The organism is Ruegeria sp. HKCCSP346 (assembly GCF_017872595.1).
Lineage (GTDB): Bacteria > Pseudomonadota > Alphaproteobacteria > Rhodobacterales > Rhodobacteraceae > Ruegeria.
Window position 1 is genome coordinate 98,279 of the sequence record NZ_JAEDOT010000006.1, and the last position, 24,517, is coordinate 122,795.

Genomic DNA, 24,517 nt, shown 5'->3' on the forward strand with positions numbered 1-24,517 from the left:
TTACTTAAAGAGATTTTGGAGAACGCAATGGGTCGACATTTGATCCTCACGGTACATGGAATCGGTGAACAAAAACCCGGCGAAACCGTCGATCAGGTCGTTGGCGCAGCAACAACTTGGCTGGATGGAAACCCCAGACCACCGATCGAAGTCGAACGCGGCATGATCGAACTGGCCGAATCCACCTTCGACGGAAATCCACGAAATGCAGAGCTGTTCGAAGTCAATCTGCGCACGGTGACTGACCCGGCTGTTCCTCAGGACAAGGCCCTGTTTGCCGAAGTTTATTGGGCTGATCGCTCTCCGGCCCCGAAAGGAGCGATCAAAACCGTGCTGGACCTGATTTGGGTCGTTCTGGCGTTGGGATATCTGGCGATGGACAATGTCGAGCAAACCCACATCCGAAAAGGCGTTGCTTCGGACCAACCCAATGGCAGGAATACACTGGCGGCACAGCTGGTACATCTTTTCACATGGGTCTTCTTCGGTGCGGTTGCGACGCTGAACGTATTTTTGTTGATCGGTGCCGCAGCGGTCTTGACCGACCGGATACCTGTCTCGGTTTTCCAGAACCCTACCCTGTTGTTCTGGCTTCTGTTCGTGCTATACGCCGGCGGAGCCATTGTCGGGCTGGGGCAAAGCCGATCCGCACCGACCTATCTCAGGCGGGTCTTCTGGCGAGGAATGCTCGCAATGGGAACAGCACTGACCCTGTGCCTGGTCATTGGGCCGCTGGGCCTGAAATTGTGGGCATGCGCCCCTTCCGAAACCGGAAATTGCCCGCCGGCCCTGGAGCAATTCGTGGCGTTTCAGGTTTTTCTGCTCTCCATCTTCTGGGCCACTCTTATCTTCCTGACAATCATTCTTTACGCGTTGTCCGCCTGGACGTTGCGGATCAATGACACACTTTCAGAGCACAGGCGGCTGTACCCCAGCATCTGTGCAGGCATGCTGGTTTTCTGGATGTTCTTCATTTCCGGCCTCTGGTTGACCATAGAGCAATTACTGGAAACTGTTTCGGGCCTGTCCGGCGGTCAGCTGCAACGTCTTTTTGAAAGCAATTTGAACGAGTCCATCGAAACTCTCAGCGTGGCCTTTGTGGCCATCGTTCTGTTGGGGTTCGTTGGCGTCGGGCTTTTTGCAGGTCGCAAAACGTACAAGGCCAACCTTCACACCCGCAGCGGTCTGATTAGCCGGGCGATTGTAAACCGGCTGGCGCAGTGGGTCTTTCTGTTTGGTACAATCGTGCTGGTTCTGGTCACGATCCGAGAGATCGCAGCCAACCAGAGTTTTGAGGCCGCATGCAACGTGGGCATAGGTGAAACCAACCCGATCTCTTGGGCTTTGGACAGGTTGGCCTGTTCGCAGGGCGAGATCGGCCTGATCGTTCTTGGCGCAACTGCGTTGATGTACCGGTTTTCTGATTTTGTTTCCGCCGGGCTGGGCGTTGCACGGGATATCGTTACCTACGCCATTCGCGACAAATGCTATCTGGAAAAAGATCTGGAAACGCGGCAACGCAACTATCCGGATCGTAAGGCGATAGACGAGCGTTTCTATCGCACGTTGTACTATGTTCTCGATATCTTTCCAGCGGATCATATCACGGTGATATCCCATTCGCAGGGCACCGTGATCGCCACACAGATGCTTGCTGACCCACGTGTCCAAAGACGCATCGGCGGGCGGGCTCTGACACTCATCACGATGGGCTCTCCGGTCACCCATATCTATCAGCGCTATTTTCCCGAGATGTTCACCATCACCGCCAGTCAGTTGAACGCCGCGTGGTTTAACATCTTCCGGCAGGACGATTTTGTCGGAACCGAGATCGAGGGTGGGCTCATTTTTGCAAATCGAAACATCCCGGTCGATCCCGGCGGGCACACCGGTTACTTTACGGACTATCAGGTTTGGAAAGCCCTGTCAGGTCCTGCCATTGGCTTTGATCTGTTCAATCCAACACGGCAATCTGTGCAGACATAGCCCAAAATGCCCCCCGACTGAATTCGGGGGGCGCGATGATTTATCCCAGCGCCTCATTGCAGCGCCCGCAGACGCCCGCGTGGGTGTGGCGGCCCACATCAGGCAGGATTTTCCAGCAACGCTGACATTTCTCGCCTTCTGCTTTTTCGAACACGACGGCAACGCCTTCGATTTCCGGCACACGGAACGCCTCGGCCGGGGCGGGATCGCCGGTCACGGTCAGGCCCGAGGTGATGCACATGTCGTCCACGTCGAACGTGGCCAGCAGATCGCGGGTATCACCATCCTCGACATGCACGATCGGTGCCGCCTCGAGGCTGGAGCCGATCACCTTGTCCTGACGCTGAACCTCGAGCGCGGCAGTCACGGCCCGGCGCACACGACGCACCTTGGCCATATTGGCCTCAAGCTCGGCATCGCGCCAATCGGCGGGTGTGTCCGGGAAGTCCACCAGATGGACCGAACTGTCGTCGCCCGGGAACCGCTCCAGCCAGACCTCTTCCATGGTGAAGACCAGAACCGGGGCCAGCCAGGTGGTCAGGCGGTGGAACAGAATATCCAGAACAGTGCGCGCGGCGCGGCGGCGTGTGCTGTCCCCGTCGCAGTACAGAACATCCTTGCGAACGTCGAAATAGAAGGACGACAGATCAACCGTCGCAAAGTTGAACACGGCGCTGAAAACACCCTGGAAATCAAACGCGGCATAACCCTTGCGCACCTGCTCATCCAATTCCGCCAGACGGCTGAGAACCCAGCGTTCCAGACGCGGCATATCCTCGGGCGCGACGCGGTCGGCCTCGGTGAAGTCGGCCAATGAGCCCAGCATGAACCGCATGGTGTTGCGCAGACGGCGATAGCTGTCGGCAGTGCCCTTCAGAATCTCCGGCCCGATCCGCTGGTCGGCGGTATAGTCGGTCTGAGCCACCCATAGGCGCAGAATATCGGCGCCGTATTGCTTGACGACCTCTTCCGGCACGATGGTGTTGCCCAGCGACTTGGACATCTTGTTGCCCTTGGCGTCCAGCGTGAAACCGTGGGTCACTACGTTGCGATAGGGCGCGCGGCCCTTTGTGCCGCAGGCTTGCAGCATGGACGAATGGAACCAGCCGCGGTGCTGGTCGGTGCCTTCCATGTAGACATCGGCAATGCCATCCTCGGTCCCGTCCTCGCGGTCGCGCAGAACGAAGGCGTGGGTGGAACCCGAGTCGAACCACACATCCAGCACATCAAAGACCTGTTCGTAATCGTCCGGGTTGGCGATTCCGTCGAGGATCTTTTCCTTGAAGCCGTCGGTGTACCAGACGTCCGCGCCGTCCTTTTCAAACGCTGCCTTGATGCGGGCGTTGAGTTCGGCGTTGCGTAACAGGTAATCCGCGTCGGTGGGCAGAGCGCCCTTCTTGGTGAAGCAGGTCAGCGGCACACCCCATGCACGCTGGCGCGACAGAACCCAGTCCGGGCGCGCCTCGATCATCGAATACAGGCGGTTACGACCCGTCTGCGGGGTCCATTTCACCAGCTCGTCGATGGAGCGCAGAGCACGTTCGCGGATGGTGTCGCCCATCTCGCCCATGCCATCGTCCAGCTTACGGTCGACGGATGCGAACCACTGCGGCGTGTTGCGGTAGATGATTGGAGCTTTCGAGCGCCACGAATGCGGATAGCTGTGCTTGATCTTGCCGCGCGCCAGCAGCCCGCCGACTTCGGCCAGCTTGTCGATGACGGCCTTGTTTGCGTCACCCTCGCCGCCCTTGCGGGACAGGATGTATTTGCCGCCAAAGAACGGCAGATCAGCACGGAACGAGCCATCGTCCATCACGTTATAGGTGATGACCTGCTCCAGCATGCCCAGATCACGGTACAGCTCGAATTCCTCCATCCCGTGGGACGGCGCGCAGTGGACGAATCCAGTACCTTCGGTATCGGTCACGAAGTCAGCGGCGCGGAAATCGCGGATGTCGTCCCATTCGCCATTGCCGCCATCGGCGCCGGCCAGCGGGTGAAGCAGCTGAACGCTCTCCAATTCGTCGGCAGTCACGTCACGCACACGGGTCCACTGATCGTCGTTCAGACGGGCACGGCCCAATACATCGGCGGCCAGGTTGTCGGCCAACAGGAACTTGTCGCCTACCTTGGCCCAGCATTCTTCCGGCGCGCCGGTGACTTCGTAGAGTCCATAGGAGATGTCTTTACCGTATACGACGGCCTTGTTCGACGGCATGGTCCACGGCGTGGTCGTCCAGATCACCACACAGGCGTCATCCAGATCACCCGCGTTGACGATCTTGAACTTCACCCAGATGGTGAAGCTTTCCTTGTCGTGATACTCGACCTCGGCCTCGGCCAGGGCCGTCTTTTCGATGGGCGACCACATGACTGGCTTTGAACCCTGATAGAGCGTGCCGTTCATCAGGAACTTCATGAATTCGTCCGCAATCACCGCCTCGGCGTGATAATCCATGGTGATGTAGGGATCGGGCCAGTTGCCAGTGATGCCCAGACGCTTGAACTCTTCGCGCTGCACGTCGATCCAGCCTTCGGCGAACTTGCGGCATTCCTGACGGAAATCGACGATGTTCACCTCGTCCTTGTTCTTGCCCTTCTTGCGGTACTGTTCCTCGATCTTCCATTCGATCGGCAGGCCGTGGCAGTCCCAGCCGGGGACGTATCGCGCATCAAAGCCCATCATCTGATGGGATCGCACGATCATGTCCTTGATGGTCTTGTTCAGGGCGTGGCCGATATGCAGGTGACCATTCGCGTAAGGGGGGCCATCGTGCAGGGTAAAGGGCGTGCGGCCCTTTTTCTCGCGCAGGCGGTCATAGACACCGATGGTCTCCCACCGTTCCAGCCATGCGGGTTCCCGCTTGGGCAGGCCGGCGCGCATGGGGAAATCGGTTTTGGGCAGGTTCAGCGTGTCTTTGTAATCAGGTGTCTGGATCGTGTCGGCGCACATTTGGGGCGTCCTTTGGATGATCTGGTCGTCTATTGGATCGAAGTGGTCGGTGCGAAGTCTCAAACACCTTTGCCCGGCGTCTCAGGAGGTCAGAGCGCCGGGGATATAATTCGAATAATGATGGCCATCCGGTCATACATGGCGCGCTTATATGACGCCGGCACCTAATGGTCCAGAGGTTCTGCCCGCTGCGGCGAATGGCGCAGTTTCGCCCACCGGTTCAGCCACGCAAGACCGGCCAGCGCAAGGCCCAGCGCCAACAGCGAAAACACCCGGATCAGGCCGCCCAGACCGGCGATGTCGATCAGGAAGACCTTGGCCACCGCCAGCCCGATCACCGCCAGCCCGGCCTTGCGCATCAGGTCGGATCGGCGGGCAAGAGATTGATAGAACAAAGCGGCCCCGATCAGCAGCAGCACCAAAGTGTAGGTATACAGTTCCGGCTGGGTGACGCCGTTGCCTTCATACATACCCGCCGCGCCCTGCCAGACGTGACGGATGGTCAAACCCAACCAAACTGCCGCCAACGTCCCTGCAACGGCAAAGCTTGCTTGCATGATCGGTTTCGGCATTTCCCGGATCCTCCAGACCGATCCGCCGATGGCCAATGCGGGCAACAGATAAGCAACGGCCAGCGTATTCAAAACCGGCGGCCCAAGCACCGGATCCGCATTCGGATCAAACAAGGGGTTCTGGTCCGCCAATGCCTGCAACAGATAGAAAAGGCCATGCCCCGCAAAGAACAGTGCAAGCAGGTATCGCAGATAGTTCAGTTTGCCACCCAGCCCGAACCTCTGCACCTGCGCGAACGCAAGCAAAAGCCAGATGACGGCCAGCAGACCCAGGCCCCAATGGCTGTTGTCAGCGCCGCCCTCGCCGAAGCCTTCAAGCCAACGCAGCAGCAGCAACGAAAGCAGGATACCCGCTGTCGCCCAGGCCGCGCTTTCCAGCAGCAGCGCCGCCAGTGGGCGCTTCAACGGACGCAAAAGCCTCCAGCCCACGACAAATCCCAATGTGGCCGCGCCATAGACCATCGACATCTCAAGCACCGGAGCGGAATTGGCCCAGTCCAGCCCGGGATCAAGCACCAAACGCACCGTGACGGAAAAGACACCGGCCCAGATGAACCAGCTCATCGGCGGCAGGATGAACCTGCGGTCCAACGCGGCCGCAACCACAACGCTGGCGACCAATGCAACCGTCAGCGCCGCCGAGCTGAGCACGATGACGCAGGCAAAGACCAGACACGACAGCATGGACAGGGTGGCCAGTGCCGCCCGCATCCGGTCATCGCCGTCAACGCGGGCAAAGCGTTCAGCCAGAACCACCATCAACACAGCCAGCGCAATCGCGTGGAGCGCCCAAGGATAAGCCCCGATCACCGAAGCCGGATGCCAGCCTATTTCCAGCGCGATGGCCAGAACGGGTGCAAAAAGCGCGGCTCCTCCGGCCCAAACGGCGCGATACTGGCTTGCCTTGAATGACCGCCACGCCATCAGGGCCGACATCAAACCTCCCAAAGCGACGAGAACAGTCACCACCATCGGATAGTCGGCCTCGGGCGTTTCCGCGTAAGTGGCCGCGAACCTGCCCAGAACCGCGCCATTCTCAAGCCCGTGAGAGGCGACAAAGACCACCAAACCGGCCGCAGGCAGGACAGTCAGGTCCCGAAGGGCCGGTGCATCCTTGGCCCAGAGGAGCAGCGCCAGAACAAGGGCAGTCAACAGGCTAACGCCCAACCAGAATTCGGGTTCCGTGTCCGCCCAATGCCAGGACAGGATCACCGTACTTGCCGCGACGACCCCGGCGGCCAGACGAGTTGGGAATTCTGGCCAGGGGCGGGCCTTTGGGCGGCGGATCATCTCAGTTAGCATAGGGCCCGCGTGATTTGGCCAAATGCGCCGCACCGGAATGGCCGTTGCCAAAAGCGCCAGCACCGTTGCCGCGATCAGGTATCCCGATTCCGTACTCGGCGCGCCCATCACCAGAAGCAGGTTCGCCGCATAGGCCCCGAACAGTGTCAGGACCGAGATCCACGCCCAGCGCCGTACCGTGTCGATACCCAGACCAAAGACGGCGACCAGCAGGAAATACGCGTAAAGCCACGACGGATCATCGGACGTGCCCCCGACCAGGAAAGGCGCCGCGAAGGCACCGATCAAACCGACCGCAGCCAGCAGCGGACCATGGAACCACCCCAGAACGAGCCCCACCAGCGCGACAACGACCATCCCTGCCAGTGCCGTTTCGGCACCGATCAGGTTGTACAGCTGGCGCGCGGACAGGATGGCCCCGAACAAAGTGACAAGCCCGGCACCGGAAAAGACCGAGGGCAGATAGGCGGTTGCCACCGCTTCGTTATCACCGAACTTGCGGCGCAGGACTTCTCCTCCGATGATCAGAACCGTGCCGAAACCCAGGGCTGCGACGACACGGGCCGCCGGCGGCAGCAAACCGTTTTCGACGCCGTATTGCACAAGGAAAATACCGGCCAGCGCCAGAGACAGGGCCGAAACCACATAAAACCAGTTCTCGCGCAGCCACGCTCCCAATGCCGCAAACCTGTCATGGCGAAACACGACAGCCGGAGAAGAAACCTCTGCATCCTGAGCGTCGGCACTGTTGTCTTCCTGCCGCTTTGGAGCCGACCAGGGTGCCGGCCTGCGCGGCTTTTCTTCAGCAGCAGGATGCGGTGCAGGCGTTTCCTGTTCCGGTTGCGGCAGGACCGTCGCATCGCCTGAGGCCAAGGCGTCGATTTGCGCTTCCAGCTGCTCTACCCGGCGACGCAAACGGGAATGCCCGACCAAAAGAGCGATCAATGTCACAGGGATGGCCAGAACAATCAGGCCAACAAGAACAAGCAGCGATTCCAACCGAGTCTCCGATCCTTTTGGAGGTCAGGCTATCTTGAGCCGTCCGAAAGTGACAGTCAGGAAAGCTGTGAACCGATCTAAAGCACCGAAATCGCCGGGCGCGCGATCGTCGGCCTGAAAAGGTCCGGGGTTTGCGGTAAGGCCCACTGCAACAACCGTCATCCCAGCGCCGCAAATTTCATGGGTGGAACAGGGACCCGACGAGATACGCGATCAGCGCGGCCAGCCCGCCGATCAAAAGCGTCTCGATCCCCGACCGCCACCAGGGGGCCAGTGACCACCGGCTTTTGAGCGCGCCAATCGCAAAGAAGACAGCCATGGTCATCCAGGCCGAGATCGCAAACGCGTTCGGCACGGACGCCAGGAACGGCAGCAATGGGATCATCCCCGCCACCAGAAACGCAAAGAAGGTGGCCAATGCGGCTTTCATCGGATGCGGGTCGACACTGCCCAGACCATATTCACCTTCGATCATCAGGTTGATCCAGTTTTCGGTGCTCGAGGTGATCTCTGCCGTGGCCTCGATCAGAATGTCGCCAGACAGCCCTTTTTGCGCAAGGATCTCTCGCACTTCTTCGCGCTCACCATCCGGGTACAACGCAATGTGGCGTTCCTCGACCGCGCGGATGCGGCGAATGTTGTCCAGCTCGGCCTTGGTGCCTGAATAATTGCCTGCAGCCATCGAAAACCCGTCAGCCAGAACATTCGCCAGGCCAAGCGCCACGATAACGAAAGGGGAAAGACCTGCCCCTGCAACGCCTGCCACAATGGCAAATGTGGTGACGGACCCGTCGATGCCGCCATAGACGACATCGCGCAACACGCCGCGTCCGGGCGGTGCGTTGATCCGTTCGGCGATTTCCTGCGGGCTGTGACCGTGATCCGTCATGGCTGGCTCCTTTGACACATTCAGTGTGCCGAAGCGCAGGCCGGGGCGCCTTGCTTTGGATCAACCCTTGGAAAACAGGCCCTGCAAGGCGCGTTTGATGATGCCCCGCGTCGAAGGTTTGTGCCTGTCCGAGAAGGGCAACGGGCGGCACACCTCCATCGCGGCCACACCCACACGAGCGCTGAGTGCCCCGTTGACCAGACCCTCGCCGAACCGGCGTGACAGTTTGCTCAGAACGGAACCGCCCAGGACAGGCTCCAGCAGATCATCGCCGACTGCAACCGCCCCTGTCGCCACCAGATGCACAAATACACTGCGGGTCAGACGCCAGCCGCCCAGCGTACCCGCGCGCCCGCCATAGATTTCGGCAACCCGGCGGATCATCCGCAATGACGCGGCCAGCGCGGTTATCACATCCGCAAGCGCCAGCGGCACCAATGCGGTCACGGTTGCAACTTGCCGGGCCGCGGCCTCGACCTCGCGGCTGGCGGCTTCGTCCAGAGGCGCCAACAGCTCAACTTCGGCAAGTTCCAGCAGAGCTGACGCATCGAACTGATCTGCCATCCGCTCGGCCAATCGTTCGCGGCCCCAGCGTGTGTCTTCCCGGCCCTTGTAGAATGCGATGATACGATTGGTAACTGCGCGGGCCTGAGCCAGATCTTCCTCTGCCAACGCGGTATCTGCGGCCCGACGCAGGCCATCCACACGGGACAATCGCCCCAATGCGGCCAGTTCACGGATTGCGATCATAAGCGCCACAAGAACCAGCGCGGCGATCAACCCGGTTACGATCCACCCCAAAACAGGCGTTCGCGCCACCAGCGAAGTTGCAAAATCCCACGCGGCCACCGATACGGCCGCCCCGACCACTGCCAGGGCCAGCCCCCAGAACCAGCGCGCCAGAGCCGATGGCTTGCGCGCCGCCAGCCGTGCCGCGCCTTGCATCGCCTGCCCTTGTGGTTGCGCGATGTCCGGCACCGGCGGGGCCTTGGCGACATCGGCAGGGGGCTCATCCGCTTCAAGATCGATCAAAACCGGGCCTTTAGCCATTGATCACATCCTCGCTGCGCCAGACAAACCGTATGTCCGGCAGGTTTTCGTCGTTGTCCGCCCCATCGCTGCGGGCCACCTCGGCAAAGCCGTTACGTTCATAAAACCGGCAGGCTCGGGCATTGTTCTGAAACGCGTACAAGCTCAGCTCTGAGCGGGCCGATTTGGCGTGATCCAGCAATTGCCGACCAATCCCGCGGCCCCGAACCGAAGCATCCAGATAAAGCGAATGGATTTCACGACCGTCGAGCGCCAAAAAACCAACAACGCCGGCCTCGGTTTCGGCCACGGTCACCCATTCCAGATCAATCATTCGACCACAGAAAGCAATTGTCTCGACGCAGCTGTGCAATTCAGGCATCCAGTCGTTTTCCAAGGCGAAACCGTGCAGGATCGACCCGATGGTGCCCGCATCCGTCGGGCGCGCGCGGCGCAGAATTGTCGTCACAACCGATCTCCGATCAAGAACTGTGCCGCCCTGTCCAGCCGGATATGCGGCGGGCCATCACCAGGTTTTAGCGACAGCTTTGCCGGGGCAAAGGCCATGAAGCCGTAATCTTCGCCCAACCACGCATCAGCCCCGTTTCGGGCCGGACCCAACAGATGCGCTGGATCCTCGGGCAATTCTCCCGGGTAGAAGGCGGCCTGTTTGCCGTTCTCCAACAGGGTACCCCGAACGCATGGCAAGTCTGTCCCGTCGTGGTGGCGCAGTTCTTCGGTCGTAGCACGCAGCGAAGCCAGGGACATGGCCTCGGTCCGGGCCCCTGCGAAACTCGCCCGATCGCGCGCCTCGCGCGTCAATGCGTCGATGATCGCGGTCAGGCGGGGATGCTGGGTGTGGTGCAAATGGTCGGCTTTTGTCGCCGCAAACAAAATGCGTTCGACCCGCTTGCCCAACAGCAATTGGCTGAGCCATGCATTTCGGCCGGGGCGAAAGGCCGACAGGATATCGGCCATGGCGCGGCGCATATCCTCGACCGCCTGTGGACCTTTGTGAATAGCGCCCAGCGCATCGACGAGAACCACCTGCCGGTCGATGCGCGAGAAATGATCGCGAAAAAACGGTTTCACGACCTGGGCTTTATAGGCTTCGTATCGCCGTTCCATCTCGCGTTGAAGCGTTCTGCGCCGCGACGGGCCAGACACCACCAACGGCGCAAAGGTCAGAACCGGAGAGCCTGCCAGATCCCCCGGCAGCAGGAACCGCCCGGGGGTACAGTCGTAATACCCCGCTTCACGCGCCTGATTGAGATAGGTTGTGAACGACGATGCCAGCGCCTGCGCGGTCGGCTCGTCATGTGCGCCGGACGGGTCTGCGGCATCGACCTGCCCCAGATACTCGACCGCCTCCGAGCGGGCCTCGATACGTTCCAGTGTTTCCCGAGACCAGTCTGCATAAGACTTGTCCAGCAGGGCCAGATCCAGAAGCCATTCGCCGGGGTAATCGACGATATCCAGATGGACGGTGCGCGGCCCCTGCAAGCCAGCAAGCAAGCCGGCTGGGCGGGCTTTGAAGGACAGGCGCAGCTCTGACACCGCGCGTGTGCTGTCCGGCCAGTGCGGTGACGGACCCGTCAGGGCGGACAGGTGCGTTTCATAATCGAACCGGGGCACGGTGTCATCCGGTTGGGGTTGCAGATAGGCGGCATTGATCCGACCTTCCTGCTGCGCAACCAACCCGGTCATGCGCCCCCGATCCAGCAGGTTCGCCACCAACGAGGTGATGAAAACCGTCTTGCCCGATCGCGCCAACCCGGTGACACCCAGGCGGATGACAGGCTCAAAAAACGTCTCGGATACGCTGTCGCCGATGGTTTCGACGCCGCGCACAAGACTGTCTGCCAGAGATGAGATGACCAATCTGTCGCCCCGCAATTATCGTTTCACCCAAGATAGGTAGAGGGTACCGCACATACCAGCGCTTTCGCCCCCTTGCCCGTTCCCGCGCCGCGCTGTACCAGCGGCACATGCCCAGATACGCGTTGAAAGTCGAATACCAGGGGGAACCGTTTGCCGGATGGCAGCGGCAGAAGGATCAGCCGTCCGTGCAGGGCGCAATCGAACAGGCCCTGTCCCGTATCCAGCCGGGTGCGCATACGATTGCTGCCGCAGGGCGTACCGACGCCGGGGTTCATGCGTTGGGTCAGGTCGCCCATTGCGACATGGCCAAGGAGTGGGACCCGTTCCGCCTGTCCGAGGCGCTAAACTATCACCTCAAACCGCAGCCGGTGGCGATCGTGGACGCCGCACGCGTGACCGACGATTGGCACGCGCGGTTTTCGGCGGTCGAACGGCAATACCTGTTCCGCATCCTGATGCGACGCGCGCCTGCAACCCATGACAAAGGGCAGGTTTGGCAGATCAATCATCCGCTGGATGTCGAGGCCATGCAGGAAGCGGCGAACATGCTGCTGGGTCGCCATGATTTCACGACCTTCAGGTCGTCGATTTGCCAGGCGGCCAGCCCGGTCAAAACTCTGGATGAGTTGCGGGTTGAACAGGTTCAGGGATTTTCCGGCCCCGAGGTCCATTTCCACGTTAGGGCACGGTCATTCCTGCACAATCAGGTGCGCAGTTTCGTCGGAACCCTGGAACGTGTGGGCGCCGGCGCGTGGACCCCGGAAGATGTTCACGAGGCGTTGGAAGCCGCCGACCGTGCGGCCTGCGGGCCAGTGTGCCCGCCGCAAGGGCTGTATCTGGCGCGGGTTGGGTACCCGGAACCGGTATTCGACTGACCTAAATCGCACGCAGCAGCAATCCACTTGCGATCACGGCAATGATCAGCCCGGCGACCAGTTCGATGGTTGGGGCCAACACCGATGCGAACCGTGTGGCTGAGGCTGAGGCCAGCAGACCTCCGCGAAGGCCAAAGGACGTCCATCCCACCAATGTCGTCACCAGCGCCGTGCCCAATGCCATGGCAAAAGCCCCGGCGATACCGACCATCGCGATGCCCATCTGCCACGTCAGAATCAGCACGAACAAAGCCCCTGTGCATGGTCGTGCCGCGATGCCCGCAATCAGGATCAGGGCCTCGCGCAGTGAACCCACATTCGCAACTTCCTGCGCGGTCGGGCCATGGCGGTGGCCGCAATCTGAACAGACTTCTCCATCGTGTTGGTGGTGATGCGAGTGATCATTTTCCTGATGATGGTGCTCATGGGGCGATGTGGTATTCCGTTTCTTTGCAAAACTGCGCAAGGACCGGACCACCAGCCAAAGACCGATAAGGGCGATCGCTCCGTAGCTTATCGGAGCCATGACCTGTTCCGTCGTTCCAACAAGGCTTTCACGGGACATCTGGAACACCAGCACCCCGGCATAGACCAAGACGACGGCCGTCACCGCCTGCCCGAGGCTGGACAATACACTGATCGCCGACAACCGCCAGAAGGCGACACGCCGACCCAAACCGTAACCCCCGATCAGGACCTTTCCGTGGCCGGGGCCGATGGCGTGAAAGAACCCGTAGGCGAAACAGACCGTCAACAGCGTTGCCACCGCCTCGGGTTGCTCGGCACGCGCGGCACGCAAGGACCGGGCGATCTGGTTCTGGAATTCTCGTTGCTCCCCCGCAGCCCAAGCCGCAAGGCTGTCAAAGCCTCCGCTGCCCCAAAACCAGAGCAGCAGTACAATCGCCAGGCCGACAGGCAGGATCAGGTATCGGGACATGATACGCGGATCTCGGTGGCAAAACGTTCACCGACCAGAGGGATGTCATTTTCCTCGAGGTCATAGTCGGCGTCCAGGGTCAGCAGAAAGGCCTGCATCTGGGCCAGTTCGCCGTCGATATCCGGGTCAAACCGGTCAATCTGGCACGCGGCGGGGCCCGTCACGGTCACGGGTCGCGTCACCTCGTAGGCGGTATAAAACGTCTCATCAAACGCTTTCGCAGACAGCGCCGTGGCCGCGACGGAACCGGCCTCCACCGCCCTGAGATGCGTGGTGACAACGCGCCCGTCTTCAACTGTCGCCTGCGCCTCCATCGGGCCCGACAGCGCGACGGGGGTTCCGTCTGTGGTAACGACAAGATCGCCGTTATATCCTTCCACCCACTGCGTATCGAACCCGGTCAGGAACCGTTCTTCGCTTTCCGTCAGAACGCCGTCAGCATCCTGATCCAGCTTCATGTCTTCCAGAACCAACAACGAGTAGAATTCGTCATACGCCCAGGTCACGCGAACATGGGTCAGTTGACCAGCGTCATCCACGATGAACTCCAGCCCGGTATCAATGAAGACATGGGGGTGGGCGTTGGCCTCCATCGGCAAACAAAGGATCATAGTGGTTATAAGATAACGCATAGGTGCAAGATAGGTCTCCCTCCGCGTGGCGGCAACGACATTTTCACTCCCGATGCGAAATCCGGCCCAACATCAGGTCGGCGGAAACAGAACCAGTGTTTGCAGCGCAGTACCCACTGGACCTTGCGTATCAAAGAGCACGGACTGAGACATGCCGATGCCGGAAGGCTGCCAATGCGAAATCGATTTTGAGGCCAGCCAATCCGAAACCGGTTCACGGTGGATATGCACGGTCAGGTCAGTATTCATGAACCCCATTTCAGTGGTCGGCGCATTCCATGAGATACCGTTTCCACAATCGGCCAACGGGCACAGGGCCTGTATGGGCGATTGATCCTCGCCCTGCAAAAGCTGCGGAGTACGCATCCAAATCGTTTTGGGCCCGGCACCCTGTTTTCCCCCTGCGGGATAGCGAATATCGCTGTAATGGGCAAAGCCTGGCAGGTCGTGGCGAATTTCGCCTATCGGAAAAGGGCCATCGACAACGTCCTCTATTCTCGGCGCATCCATTTCGACATTCGGCACCTGCCCCAGATCGCGCCGCAACAGGTGCATGGTTGTTGCCGTGGCGCACAACGTATCGTCGAGATCGTGCACCGTGACCCGCGTGGTCCCAAGCGTCTTTGTGTGGCGCGTGGTCTCTGCCGCAACGCGAAGCCCGGCCAGCGGGAGCGGCCTCAGCAAATCGACAGTCAGTCGGGTCAGCATCTTCTCGGGGCCGATTTCGGTTTCTGCGGCCCGTACGATCAAGCCGCTGACCGGCCCCGCGTGGCAATGTGCGGCAGACCAAGGCCCGCGCGCGGCATCGTTACCAACAAACGCCCCGTCCTCGCGCTGATGAAAATAAGTCGTGTTGGTAAAGTCGAGCGCTTCCGCCATGTGATCCTCAGGTTTGTTCTTGCGCAAATCGTTTCCGTTTGTCTGAACCCAGGCGTTCAAACACTTTCCCCATTCCGACTTTGGCGGCGAAAATGTAGGACACGCCGGCCTTGCGATCAGTTTCGCCATTACCGCCAGGGACACATGCGTCATCCATCCGAGTGACCTCGACCCCGGTCATATCAGCAACGTCTTGCAGATGATCATGAATTTGCACGGCCAGGCTGATTGTCATGTTTTCGGAAATGTCCCTCTGAAGCACCGGGTCCGGGCTATACTTTTGCCTCAAGGATGGCTTAACTGCCCGGGCCCTGTCCACCGCAGTGACGGGACGTCACCACATCAAACACATGCAGGAGCCGCACATGGCGTTGTTGATCGAAACCGGGCTGTCCAACTGGATAAGTGATGACGAAATTGCCCGCAGTTTACAGGCCGTGTTACCGGATGCGGATATCCGCACCGCCGAAACGTTGGGCAATCCTGATGACATAACCATGCTGGCCGTGGTTGACATGCAACGTGACCACCCGACGCGATTGCCGAACCTGAAACTGGTACAAAAGCTGGGCGCAGGGGTCGAGACCATTGTCAGCCATCCCGGTCTGCCCGGTCACGTTCGCATCACCCGCCTGAAGCCTGACGCACCGGCACAGGGCATTGCCGAGTGGTTTCTGGCCTATATCCTGCGCGCTCAGCGACACATGGCGTTTCACGAAGCGGCTCAAACCCGCGCCGAGTGGTCCCCGCGAGCACCGGTTTTTACCCCGGACACCGTGGTCGGTGTTCTGGGTCTTGGTCACATCGGCGCCCGCACTGCGCGGATGCTGCACGCCGTGGGCTTTCAAGTCATGGGCTGGAGCCGTACGCCCAAAGCCATTGAAGGCGTAACTTGCATGCATGGGCAGGACGCGTTGCCCGCGCTTCTTGGCCAATGTGACCACGTTTGCGCCATCCTGCCCTCGACCCCTCAGACCGCTGGCCTGTTTGATGCCCGGATGCTGGCGGCGATGAAACCCGGCAGTCAGCTGCTGAACGCCGGGCGCGGAAATCTGATTGATGAGGGCGCCCTTATCGCGGCACTGGACGCAGGGGTTCCGGGGCATGCCGTTTTGGACGTCACCTCGCAGGAACCTTTGCCACAAGACAGCCCGCTATGGCGCCACCCCGGTGTGACGATCACACCACATGTTTCAGGCTGGCATCTGGGCGACGCCTTGTCGGATGTGGCTGAAAACTTCCGGCGCCTCAGCTCCGGCGCGGCCTTGCTGCATGAAGTCAATCGTGATCAGGGTTACTGAAATCTGAGCTGATGATCAGGGCGTAAGGATCCAATTGCCGTTGCCGTCGTTGCACCGGCGGGTTCGGATTTCCCTGCTCTGATCACCGCCGTCCGGCTGAATCACATGCTGAAGACCAACGCAGTTTCCCTGTACCGATCGCACCCGGATTGTCCCTTTGGAACCCGTGTCGTCATTCTTCCATGACCGTTCCTGGCCCACGGAAGGCGTACCGCTGGTCAAAAGCGCGTTCGAGGCTGCGTTGACCACTTCGAAATCTGCCGGAGACAACCCCATCTCGGCTATGATTCGGGACAGCGGCTTGGCCTCGACCACGGTGTTCATCAATAGAATGCCGCATGCGGCGATGGCGGTAAAACTTGGGGCATTCATGGCGGCCTCGCAGAGCTGAAATCATTTGTGGTCAAGGTTATACCCCTAACCCGGCAGGGCCAAGCCCCCGACACGTACCTTCGAAGCATACCAAAAAATCTGTCTGCGTGCCCCCTGTTCGCAAGCCCGCAACACAGGCGATCCGGGGTGGGTCAGGCATTGGCGGCACAGGTGCTGCAACCGGCATTTGCCATTGCCCACAGATTGTCGGTAACACCTGCCCGACGGGGTGGCGTCGCAAATTTCTGACCTTGGGGCTTCACAGGCGGGCCGGAATTTGCTGAAATCCAAGTAAATTCTGATTTTGAGCACTGGAGATTGTTCCATGAAACTACGCCCTGCCCTGCTGGCCGTCGCAGCACTCGCTTCATCCGCGGCCCTTTTTGCATCCCCCATCTCGGCCAAGGAAGAAACCAAATCCGTGTTCGTCATGAGCCGCACCTGGGCGGTGACACAGGTTTCCGATGCGCCGGTTGTCTATCGCGCCACGCGTGACAACAACAACCTCAACCCATTCGGTCCGCCACCGCGCCTGCGCACCGTTCAGGCCATTGCCGCGATTCAGCAGGCAACCGGGTGCAAGCCGATCGTGGCCAGCATGTATCAGAACATCTCGGGCCAGTTTTTCTCGCAGGTCAGCTGCAACTGACACAGCGTCAGATCAGGCATTGAGGTCGCCGGACCGGCCTGCCATAGCTTGCGCATGAAACTCGCAATAAACGGATTCGGCCGTATTGGCCGTACGATCCTGCGGCAGGTTCTGGCCCTGCCGACAGGGTCAGATATCGAGCTGGTGCTGATCAATGACATCGCGCCGCTGGACACCTGTGCATACCTGTTCAAATACGACAGCACATTTGGCCCCTATTCCGGCGATGTGTCCACAGGGAACGCCGCGCTGATCGTGGATGGGCACTCAATTCCCATGACCCACAGCGCTGATCTGACCCGCGTCGATCTGTCGGGCGTTGACGTCATGCTGGATTGTACGGGTATCGCCCGCAGCTCGGACGTTGCACGTCGCGGTTTGTCTGCGGGCGCAGGCAAAGTACTGATCTCAGGCCCCTCCCCTGCTGCTGATGTCACCATCGTTCTGGGTGCGAACGAAGACCAGTTGGGCAGCGCCCGGATTGTGTCAAACGCATCCTGCACCACAAATGGGCTGGTGCCACTGGTCAAGGTCATCGACGATATCGGCGGTGTTGCATCGGGGCACATGACCACCATCCACTGCTATACCAACAGCCAACCGATGGTGGATGCGCCGCGTGGCGACCTTGCCCGTTCCCGGGCTGGGGCGCTGTCGATGGTTCCGACCACATCGAGCGCGATGCACCTGATCGACGTCGTCCTTCCGCATCTGGCCGGGCGTATCTCGGGCGCGGCTGTCCGCGTTCCGACGGCAAGTGTGTCAGCCGTGGACCTCGTGGTCACATTGCAGCGCGGCATGAGCGCCGAAACCTTCGATCAAGCCCTGAAACAATCCGTTGCTGCATCCCCGGTGCTTGGCTGGACTGATTTGCCGCTGGTCTCGTCCGACTTGCGGTCCCGCCCTGAATCGCTGGTTGTTGCCGGGCCCGAGACCCGTATGGTGGGTGAAAATCAGGTCAGGGTCTTTGGCTGGTACGACAACGAATGGGGCTTCTCGGCGCGAATGCTGGACGTGGCCCGCCTTATGGCAGCCGAATAGCCGGGCGGCAACCTCAACACAATTTGGCCGGAAAAATTCTCGTCTCATGTATAATTCCTTTCCCCATCCGCTTTCAGATGCTCTAACCTGAATTCAAAGGGCCGTGCACGACACGGACAAGAGAACTGGAATTGGGACAGTTGGGGCAATTCATGCAAAGGAGCAAGCGGCAATGCCGTCTGGGGCGCTGGCTGATGGCCACAGTTGTGACTTTGGCCCCAACCACGCTGGCGGCGCTGGAAACGTCTCTTACCGCCCCTGGTGCATCGAAAGAACTGGTTGAACGTCTCAAGCAGACATCCTCAGTAACCACGGCTGAAGAACGCGGCCTCGACACCCCGCTTGAAATCCTCTCGGCGGCCTTGTCGGATTACCGTACGATCGTGCAAATCCTTTACGACGAGGGCTATTTCAGCCCGGTCGTCAGCATCAAGCTTGATGGACAGGAAGCGGCCGAGCTGAGCTCTCTCACGGTGCCTGCACAAATAAACCGTGCTGCGATTGCCGTTGAAACCGGGCCAAGCTTCAAATTCGGCACCGCCACTGTTCAGCCCCTGGCCCCTGAAACCAAACTCCCCGAGGATTTTGCCCCCGGGAAACTGGCGACGACCGGTGCCATTCAACAGGCCTCCTCGGCCGGTGTTCAGGGATGGAGGGACGCGGGTCACGCAAAAGCCGGAATTGCGGGTCAGACAATCATCGCGCGCCACGCCCAAGCTCGTCTGGATGCCCAGATCGACCTTGATCCCGGGCGCAGGCTGACATTTGGCAAGATGTTCATCAAGGGCAATTCAGATGTACGCCACAGATCCATCGAAAAGATCGCCGGGTTCCCTAGTGGAGAGGTCTATTCCCCTGAGAAAATCCAGAAGGTGGGAACACGGTTGCGCCGGACCGGCACGTTCAACGTGGTCTCGTTGCAGGAACGAGAGGTTCCAAACCCCGATGGCACACTGGATTTCGACGCCACGTTCGAAGACCTGCCCAAACGTCGGTTGACCTTTGGTGTCGAACTGGCCTCTCGCGATGGTGTGGATGTGACGGCGACGTGGACCCATCGCAATATGTTCAGGCGCGCAGAACGTCTGCGCTTCGAAGCGGCGGTTCGAAATATTGGCGGTGCAGAGGATATTGATGGCCGGATCGGGCTGCGTCTGGATCAACCTGACCGGCTTGGACCTGATGACAACACCTTCTGGAGCGCCCTGCTGGAACGCCGCAACACGGAAAACTACAATGTGACAGTGGCTTCGCTGGCCTATGGTGCGCGCCGGACGTTCTCGGACAATCTTTACGCCGAGGCATCGGCCGGGTTCCAGTGGTCGGACGCGGATGACGCATATGGCAGCGGGCGCAAGTTCAGGTATTTCATCGTTCCGTTCCGATCCGAATGGGATGAGCGTGACAGCAAAGTCAGTGCAACGCGCGGTTTCTATCTGGATTCCCAGATCATGCCCTTTGTCGGCTTTTCCGGCAGCGACACGGGAATTCGTCTGTTTTTCGACGGTCGTGCCTATACCAGCCTTGGCACCGGAGGACGGGTTGTACTGGCGGGGCGGGCGCAACTGGGATCGGTAATCGGCCCACCCGCAAATGGCGTCACGCCCGATTTTCTGTTCTTCTCGGGCGGTGCGGGAACCGTTCGCGGGCAGCCGTATGAAAGCCTCGGCATTCCGGTCGGAAGCGGCGTCGCGGGCGGCAAGTCATTTATTGGCTTGTCCGGCGAGATCCGAGGCAAGGTGACTGACAGCCTGTCGCTTGTCGGGTTTTACGACTACGGTGTCGTCGATACATCTTCGTTTGTCGGCAGCGGCGCGGAAGACCACTCGGGCGCCGGTATCGGCGTAAGATACGATCTGGGCGGGTTTGGCCCCTTGCGTCTTGATCTGGCCTATCCTGTCAGCGGTCCCACCGGGGACGGGCTACAGTTCTATATCGGGATCGGACAGGCATTTTGAGACGGCACCTTTCATATCCTCTGCTGATCGCCGCGCTGGCAATCGTGCCTGTGGCCGGACATCCGCAGGAGGACGAAGGCGGCAGCATGATCGAGCGGTTCCTGCAGGATACCCTGTCGGGCGACGATCAGAACGTCACCGTCAAGGGCCTGCAAGGTGCACTGAGTTCACGTGCCACGATTGCCGAGATCACGGTTGCCGATGACGAAGGGGTCTGGCTGACTATAAAGGACGCCGAACTTGACTGGAACCGGCTGGCTTTGATCCGTGGGCGGTTCTCGGTCAATGCCTTGACTGCACAAGAAATCGACGTCGCCCGCGCGCCGGGCACCACCACCAAAGATACGCCGCCGCCAACTGCAGAAACAAAAGGCTTCCAACTGCCTGAACTGCCCGTAGCCATCGAAATCGGTGAAATTCGCATCGACGAGCTGGCTTTGGGCCAGCCCCTGATCGGAGTGGCCGCAGAACTGGCGGTTAGTGGCAACCTGTCACTGGCCGACGGAACGCTGGACACCAACCTTGATATCACGCGGCTGGACCGGGCGGGCGATGAGATCAAGTTGGCCGCGGGCTTTCAGAATTCAAACAGCCAGATCAATCTTGATCTTCAGGTGACAGAGGCAGCGGGCGGCCTGATCTCGACCGCTCTTGAAATGCCGGATACCCCACCTATCGCGCTGACAGCGAAAGGGTCCGGGCCCGTGACCGATTTTACGGCCGATATCGGTCTCAGCAGCGATGGTCAGCCTCGGGTGACAGGGCAGGTTCGGTTGCGCTCGGCCCCGACTGCCGCGGCCAGCGCGGAAGAGGGCATTGCGTTTACTGCTGATCTCGGCGGTGATTTGACACCTTTTGTCGCCGAAGAAATGGATACGTTTTTCGGTGCCAAAACACAGCTCTATGTGGATGGGCGAACCCAACCTGAAGGTGCGCTGGAAATTGACGAACTTGAGATCTCGTCACAAGCACTGAACCTGAAAGGCCAGTTACAGTTGGCGGCAGGTGGGCGATTGCAACTCGCGGCCCTGCAAGGACGCATAACGCCACCGGAGGGTGAAAGGGTAACTCTTCCAGCCTCGGGCGGTGACACGTCCGTTGGAGCGGCACAGATTTCGGCGCTGTACGACGAAAAAAACGGCAATCATTGGGACCTGAGCCTGACTGCGAACGCCGTGCAGGCCGAGCAAGTTAATTTGGAGCGCGCGCAAATTACTGCTCACGGGACCTTGGAACAGGGCGCAGCGCTAAAAATCAATGGCAATCTGCAGGCCGCGTTGGACGGAATTGATCTGGCGGACGAGGCCCTGAATGCAGCAATAGGCGACCTCATCACTCTGGATGGCACCTTTGACTATGGCAGTGACCAATCCCTGAACCTGACCGGTCTCGAACTGGTTGGTTCGGATTACGAATTGGGTGTCGACGCATTGGTCAGCGGCCTGTCCACCGGTTTGGCCATCGACGGCACCGCCACTCTGGAAGCCACGGATCTGTCCCGGTTTTCGGAGCTGGCCCAACTGGAGCTGGGAGGCCAGGTCTCGGCCCGTCTAAACGGTAAAGGCTCACCACTGGAAGGCAGTTTCGACGGCAAACTGGAGGTCGAAGGAACCGACCTCTCGACCGGGCGTGATGACATCGATCCGGTGATCAAGGGCAACACAGCAATAACGCTCGACGCCAAGCGTGGCGCAGATGGCATAACCATCCAAGATTTCACCCTGATCGGTGATACCTTGCGCGCCCAGGCCGACGGCACCGTAACGACCCCTGATGGCAACGTGACGATCGATGGTCAGGCGACGGTCAATTCCCGGGACCTGTCCGTGTTTTCGGGCCTTGCCAAACGCGAGCTTGGGGGTGCAGTGCAAGCGAAACTGAAAGGAAAAGGAACTGTTCAGACGCTGGAGTTTGACGGCACGGCCAGCGTATCGGGCCGGGATATCAAAACCGGTCTGGCCGAGATCGACCCGCTGTTGGTCGGTCGCAACGAGATCACGTTCGACGGTGCGCTGAGCCAGGAACAGATTGTGATCCGCGACGCATCGGTGAACGGTTCAGCGCTGACCGTCAAGGCCTCTGCCACCATAGACGACCCAAGGAAAGCCCTTGCCATTGACGGGCAGGTCAATCTGAACATCCCGGACCTGTCACCGTTTTCAAGCCTTGCAAAACGCGATCTGGCAGGGGCGATCCGTGCGGATATTGTCGGCAAGGGCGCAGTCGGCAGCAAAGCGTTCGACGTAAAAGGCAATCTGGCGGCGGACGACATCAAAACCGGGATCGACGCCGTTGACGACCTGATCCAGGGTCGAACGAACCTGACCGTGGACGCGATGAACGACGATGAAGGCCTGGATATCCGTACGTTCCAACTGATTGGAACGGCCCTTTCGGCGAATGCATCGGGCAAGCTGAACCGAGACGCCGGCGGTTTGGACTTTTCCGCCAAACTGGATGACCTTGCCCGTCTGTCGCAAACCTTGTCCGGCCCGCTGAACCTGAGCGGGAACGTCGCTCCGACCGGCTCTGGGTTGGAAGGCACTGCCCGCCTGGACGGGCCTGACAGCTCTTACGCCAGCCTTCAAGGAACGGTCGGCCAGAATGGCTCGGCTGATGTGGATTTTGACGCCAAACTGAACCGGATCGAGCGGTTCGTTCCCGAATTTCCCGGCACTGTGGCAGCAAAGGGAACGGCCAAACGCGATAACGGTGTCTGGACGATTGACGCCAAGGCGCAAGGGCCTGCCGACATAGACACCACGTTGGCTGGCACCTTTGATGAAACCAGCGGTCAGGCGGATCTGAAGGCACAGGGCGGCATCAACCTTGGGATCGCGAATGTCTTCATCACACCCAACAAGATCGACGGGTCGGCGCGCTTCGATCTGGCACTCAAGGGTGCTCCGGCGCTGGCGTCGCTGAGCGGTTCAGTCACCACTTCGGGCACATCCCTTGCCATTCCGGGTGCTGGTCAGACCATTACCGGGATCAGTGGTCAGGTGGATCTGGCGCAAAGTCGCGCAAACATTACACTGAATGGCGGAGTTCGGGCGGGAGGCAACTTTACCGTCAACGGGCCTGTTGACCTGACCCCTCCGTTCAACGCCCAGATTACCACCACCCTGAACAACCTGGTGCTGACAGACCGGTTGCTGTATGAAACCACCCTGAACGGTCAGATTGCCATGACCGGGGCGTTGGCCGGAAACAGTTCGCTTGCCGGTCAGATCACGTTTGACGAAACCAACATCAACCTTGCCGCCGCGTCCGGCGCGGTAGGCGCGGCACCTATCCCGGACATCCAGCACATCAACGAAAGTCGCGCCGGTTTCATCACGCGAGAGCGGGCCGGATTGGTCGTGACCGAAGGATCGGAGAAAAGCGCATCCCGTATTGCGCTGGATATCAGCCTGCTTGCACCCAAGGCGGTTTTCGTCAGAGGACGCGGGGTGAACGCAGAACTGGGCGGTCGAATTTTCATCGGCGGTACCACTGCCTCTGTTGTTCCGTCCGGTCAGATCGAACTGATCCGAGGGAATTTCGACATTCTGGGCCGCAGATTGGCACTGACCAAGGGGATCGTCACATTGCAAGGCGACCTGACCCCGTATATCGAGTTCGAGTCTTCAGCCAGCACGTCTGACGGCACCGCGACGATCGAAATTGCCGGCCCGCTGGATTCACCTGAGGTCAATGTGTTTTCCGACCCTGAACGTCCGGCTGAAGAAGCGCTGGCAATGTTGCTGTTCGGGAACCGGTTTTCAGAAATCTCGCCTTTCCTGATCGCGCAAATGGCAGCATCACTGGCGCAGCTTAGCGGTGCGGGTGGTGATGCAACCAAAGGTCTCCGCGACTCCACCGGAGTCGACACGGTCGACATAGGAGCTTCGGAAAGCGGCGCGGGCCGTTTGGGCGCGGGCGCGTACCTGGGTGAAAACCTCTATACGGATTTCACCGTGAACACCGAAGGTGACACCGAAGTGAACCTAAACCTCGATGTCACGGACAATTTCACGGTGCGCGGTACGGTCGATGGCCGAGGGGAAACCGGCCTGGGTCTGTTCTTCGAGCGTGACTATTGACCAGCTGCCAATAAAAGCCGCGTTGAGCCATCCGTTTGTTTCGCACCAGCAGGTGACGGGTGTTCACATTGCCTTATGGACGCCTGGTTCCGATTTCGTTGGTGGTCGCGATGCCATCGCCAGTGCGGAAATTTGCGTGGTGCCGCGACCAAATGAAAACGCGACGAATTGCCGGGG

18 protein-coding genes are annotated in these 24,517 nt (G+C 60.0%); 7 read left to right on the top strand and 11 right to left on the bottom strand.

Annotated elements, in window-relative coordinates; all coding sequences use genetic code 11:
* The first annotated feature begins 27 nt into the window (after positions 1 to 27).
* Positions 28 to 1,986: a hypothetical protein gene (locus I9185_RS15905; protein WP_210093537.1), complete on the top strand. Its 1,959-nt coding sequence runs from the start codon at positions 28 to 30 to the stop codon at positions 1,984 to 1,986.
* Between the two features lie 40 nt (positions 1,987 to 2,026).
* Here I9185_RS15905 and ileS read toward each other — a convergent pair whose 3' ends face one another.
* From ileS to I9185_RS15935, 6 genes are all read right to left on the bottom strand, one after another.
* Positions 2,027 to 4,939 (bottom strand): isoleucine--tRNA ligase, encoded by a 2,913-nt coding sequence (gene ileS / locus I9185_RS15910; RefSeq protein WP_171636808.1) that lies wholly within the window; start codon positions 4,937 to 4,939, stop codon positions 2,027 to 2,029.
* Positions 4,940 to 5,103: 164 nt separating this feature from the next.
* Positions 5,104 to 7,812, bottom strand: a complete 2,709-nt coding sequence (locus I9185_RS15915; RefSeq protein WP_210093538.1) for a DUF2339 domain-containing protein — start codon at positions 7,810 to 7,812, stop codon at positions 5,104 to 5,106.
* Between the two features lie 178 nt (positions 7,813 to 7,990).
* The gene (locus I9185_RS15920) at positions 7,991 to 8,701 is read right to left on the bottom strand and encodes a VIT1/CCC1 transporter family protein (RefSeq protein WP_210093539.1); all 711 of its coding nucleotides are present in this window, start codon (positions 8,699 to 8,701) and stop codon (positions 7,991 to 7,993) included.
* Positions 8,702 to 8,761: 60 nt separating this feature from the next.
* Positions 8,762 to 9,751, bottom strand: a complete 990-nt coding sequence (locus tag I9185_RS15925) for a TIGR01620 family protein (RefSeq protein WP_210093540.1) — start codon at positions 9,749 to 9,751, stop codon at positions 8,762 to 8,764.
* Positions 9,744 to 10,199, bottom strand: coding sequence for a GNAT family N-acetyltransferase (locus I9185_RS15930; RefSeq protein WP_171636804.1), 456 nt, complete (start codon positions 10,197 to 10,199; stop codon positions 9,744 to 9,746). Before I9185_RS15930 ends, I9185_RS15925 begins: the two co-directional genes overlap by 8 nt.
* Entirely contained in the window at positions 10,196 to 11,611 is a 1,416-nt protein-coding gene (locus tag I9185_RS15935; RefSeq protein WP_210093541.1) for a YcjX family protein, read from the bottom strand. Before I9185_RS15935 ends, I9185_RS15930 begins: the two co-directional genes overlap by 4 nt.
* Before the next feature lie 107 nt (positions 11,612 to 11,718).
* On the opposite strand from I9185_RS15935, the gene truA reads away from it, so the two are divergent.
* Positions 11,719 to 12,486, top strand: coding sequence for a tRNA pseudouridine(38-40) synthase TruA (truA, locus tag I9185_RS15940; protein ID WP_171724452.1), 768 nt, complete (start codon positions 11,719 to 11,721; stop codon positions 12,484 to 12,486).
* Position 12,487: 1 nt separating this feature from the next.
* Here the strand turns inward: truA and I9185_RS15945 are convergent, their stop codons facing one another.
* The 4 genes from I9185_RS15945 to I9185_RS15960 all read right to left on the bottom strand — a co-directional run bounded on the left by I9185_RS15945 (position 12,488) and on the right by I9185_RS15960 (position 15,169).
* Positions 12,488 to 13,423, bottom strand: a complete 936-nt coding sequence (locus I9185_RS15945) for a hypothetical protein (RefSeq protein WP_210093542.1) — start codon at positions 13,421 to 13,423, stop codon at positions 12,488 to 12,490.
* The gene (locus I9185_RS15950; RefSeq protein ID WP_210093543.1) at positions 13,408 to 14,055 is read right to left on the bottom strand and encodes a DUF1007 family protein; all 648 of its coding nucleotides are present in this window, start codon (positions 14,053 to 14,055) and stop codon (positions 13,408 to 13,410) included. Before I9185_RS15950 ends, I9185_RS15945 begins: the two co-directional genes overlap by 16 nt.
* 72 nt (positions 14,056 to 14,127) lie before the next feature.
* The gene (locus I9185_RS15955) at positions 14,128 to 14,934 is read right to left on the bottom strand and encodes a thioesterase family protein (RefSeq protein WP_171205614.1); all 807 of its coding nucleotides are present in this window, start codon (positions 14,932 to 14,934) and stop codon (positions 14,128 to 14,130) included.
* 7 nt (positions 14,935 to 14,941) lie between these two features.
* A complete protein-coding gene (locus I9185_RS15960) occupies positions 14,942 to 15,169 on the bottom strand; it encodes a hypothetical protein (protein ID WP_171636793.1) in 228 nt (75 codons plus the stop codon).
* A gap of 130 nt (positions 15,170 to 15,299) precedes the next feature.
* Between I9185_RS15960 and I9185_RS15965 the strand changes: the two genes are divergently transcribed.
* Positions 15,300 to 16,235, top strand: coding sequence for a glyoxylate/hydroxypyruvate reductase A (locus tag I9185_RS15965; RefSeq protein WP_171636791.1), 936 nt, complete (start codon positions 15,300 to 15,302; stop codon positions 16,233 to 16,235).
* Between the two features lie 15 nt (positions 16,236 to 16,250).
* Here I9185_RS15965 and I9185_RS15970 read toward each other — a convergent pair whose 3' ends face one another.
* The gene (locus I9185_RS15970) at positions 16,251 to 16,607 is read right to left on the bottom strand and encodes a hypothetical protein (protein WP_209834911.1); all 357 of its coding nucleotides are present in this window, start codon (positions 16,605 to 16,607) and stop codon (positions 16,251 to 16,253) included.
* A gap of 325 nt (positions 16,608 to 16,932) precedes the next feature.
* Here I9185_RS15970 and I9185_RS15975 point away from each other — a divergent pair, with 325 nt between their 5' ends.
* From I9185_RS15975 to I9185_RS15990, 4 genes are all read left to right on the top strand, one after another.
* Positions 16,933 to 17,256, top strand: coding sequence for a hypothetical protein (locus tag I9185_RS15975; protein WP_170344942.1), 324 nt, complete (start codon positions 16,933 to 16,935; stop codon positions 17,254 to 17,256).
* 54 nt (positions 17,257 to 17,310) lie between these two features.
* Positions 17,311 to 18,297, top strand: a complete 987-nt coding sequence (locus I9185_RS15980; RefSeq protein ID WP_210093544.1) for a glyceraldehyde 3-phosphate dehydrogenase NAD-binding domain-containing protein — start codon at positions 17,311 to 17,313, stop codon at positions 18,295 to 18,297.
* 152 nt (positions 18,298 to 18,449) lie between these two features.
* Complete coding sequence (locus I9185_RS15985; protein WP_209834907.1) at positions 18,450 to 20,255, top strand: BamA/TamA family outer membrane protein; 1,806 nt, start codon at positions 18,450 to 18,452, stop codon at positions 20,253 to 20,255.
* Complete coding sequence (locus I9185_RS15990; RefSeq protein ID WP_245223604.1) at positions 20,252 to 24,340, top strand: translocation/assembly module TamB domain-containing protein; 4,089 nt, start codon at positions 20,252 to 20,254, stop codon at positions 24,338 to 24,340. The genes I9185_RS15985 and I9185_RS15990 overlap by 4 nt, the downstream gene beginning before the upstream one ends.
* Positions 24,341 to 24,517: the final 177 nt, after the last annotated feature.

What these genes read in the sequence shown, in the direction of transcription:
- I9185_RS15905 (WP_210093537.1), top strand. Translation starts at nt 28, where the DNA reads ATGGGTCGACATTTGATCCTCACGGTACATGGAATCGGTGAACAAAAA.
- ileS (WP_171636808.1), bottom strand. Translation starts at nt 4,939, where the DNA reads ATGTGCGCCGACACGATCCAGACACCTGATTACAAAGACACGCTGAAC.
- I9185_RS15920 (WP_210093539.1), bottom strand. Translation starts at nt 8,701, where the DNA reads ATGACGGATCACGGTCACAGCCCGCAGGAAATCGCCGAACGGATCAAC.
- I9185_RS15925 (WP_210093540.1), bottom strand. Translation starts at nt 9,751, where the DNA reads ATGGCTAAAGGCCCGGTTTTGATCGATCTTGAAGCGGATGAGCCCCCT.
- truA (WP_171724452.1), top strand. Translation starts at nt 11,719, where the DNA reads ATGCCCAGATACGCGTTGAAAGTCGAATACCAGGGGGAACCGTTTGCC.
- I9185_RS15945 (WP_210093542.1), bottom strand. Translation starts at nt 13,423, where the DNA reads ATGTCCCGATACCTGATCCTGCCTGTCGGCCTGGCGATTGTACTGCTG.
- I9185_RS15950 (WP_210093543.1), bottom strand. Translation starts at nt 14,055, where the DNA reads ATGCGTTATCTTATAACCACTATGATCCTTTGTTTGCCGATGGAGGCC.
- I9185_RS15955 (WP_171205614.1), bottom strand. Translation starts at nt 14,934, where the DNA reads ATGGCGGAAGCGCTCGACTTTACCAACACGACTTATTTTCATCAGCGC.
- I9185_RS15960 (WP_171636793.1), bottom strand. Translation starts at nt 15,169, where the DNA reads ATGACAATCAGCCTGGCCGTGCAAATTCATGATCATCTGCAAGACGTT.
- I9185_RS15965 (WP_171636791.1), top strand. Translation starts at nt 15,300, where the DNA reads ATGGCGTTGTTGATCGAAACCGGGCTGTCCAACTGGATAAGTGATGAC.
- I9185_RS15970 (WP_209834911.1), bottom strand. Translation starts at nt 16,607, where the DNA reads ATGAATGCCCCAAGTTTTACCGCCATCGCCGCATGCGGCATTCTATTG.
- I9185_RS15975 (WP_170344942.1), top strand. Translation starts at nt 16,933, where the DNA reads ATGAAACTACGCCCTGCCCTGCTGGCCGTCGCAGCACTCGCTTCATCC.
- I9185_RS15980 (WP_210093544.1), top strand. Translation starts at nt 17,311, where the DNA reads ATGAAACTCGCAATAAACGGATTCGGCCGTATTGGCCGTACGATCCTG.
- I9185_RS15985 (WP_209834907.1), top strand. Translation starts at nt 18,450, where the DNA reads ATGCAAAGGAGCAAGCGGCAATGCCGTCTGGGGCGCTGGCTGATGGCC.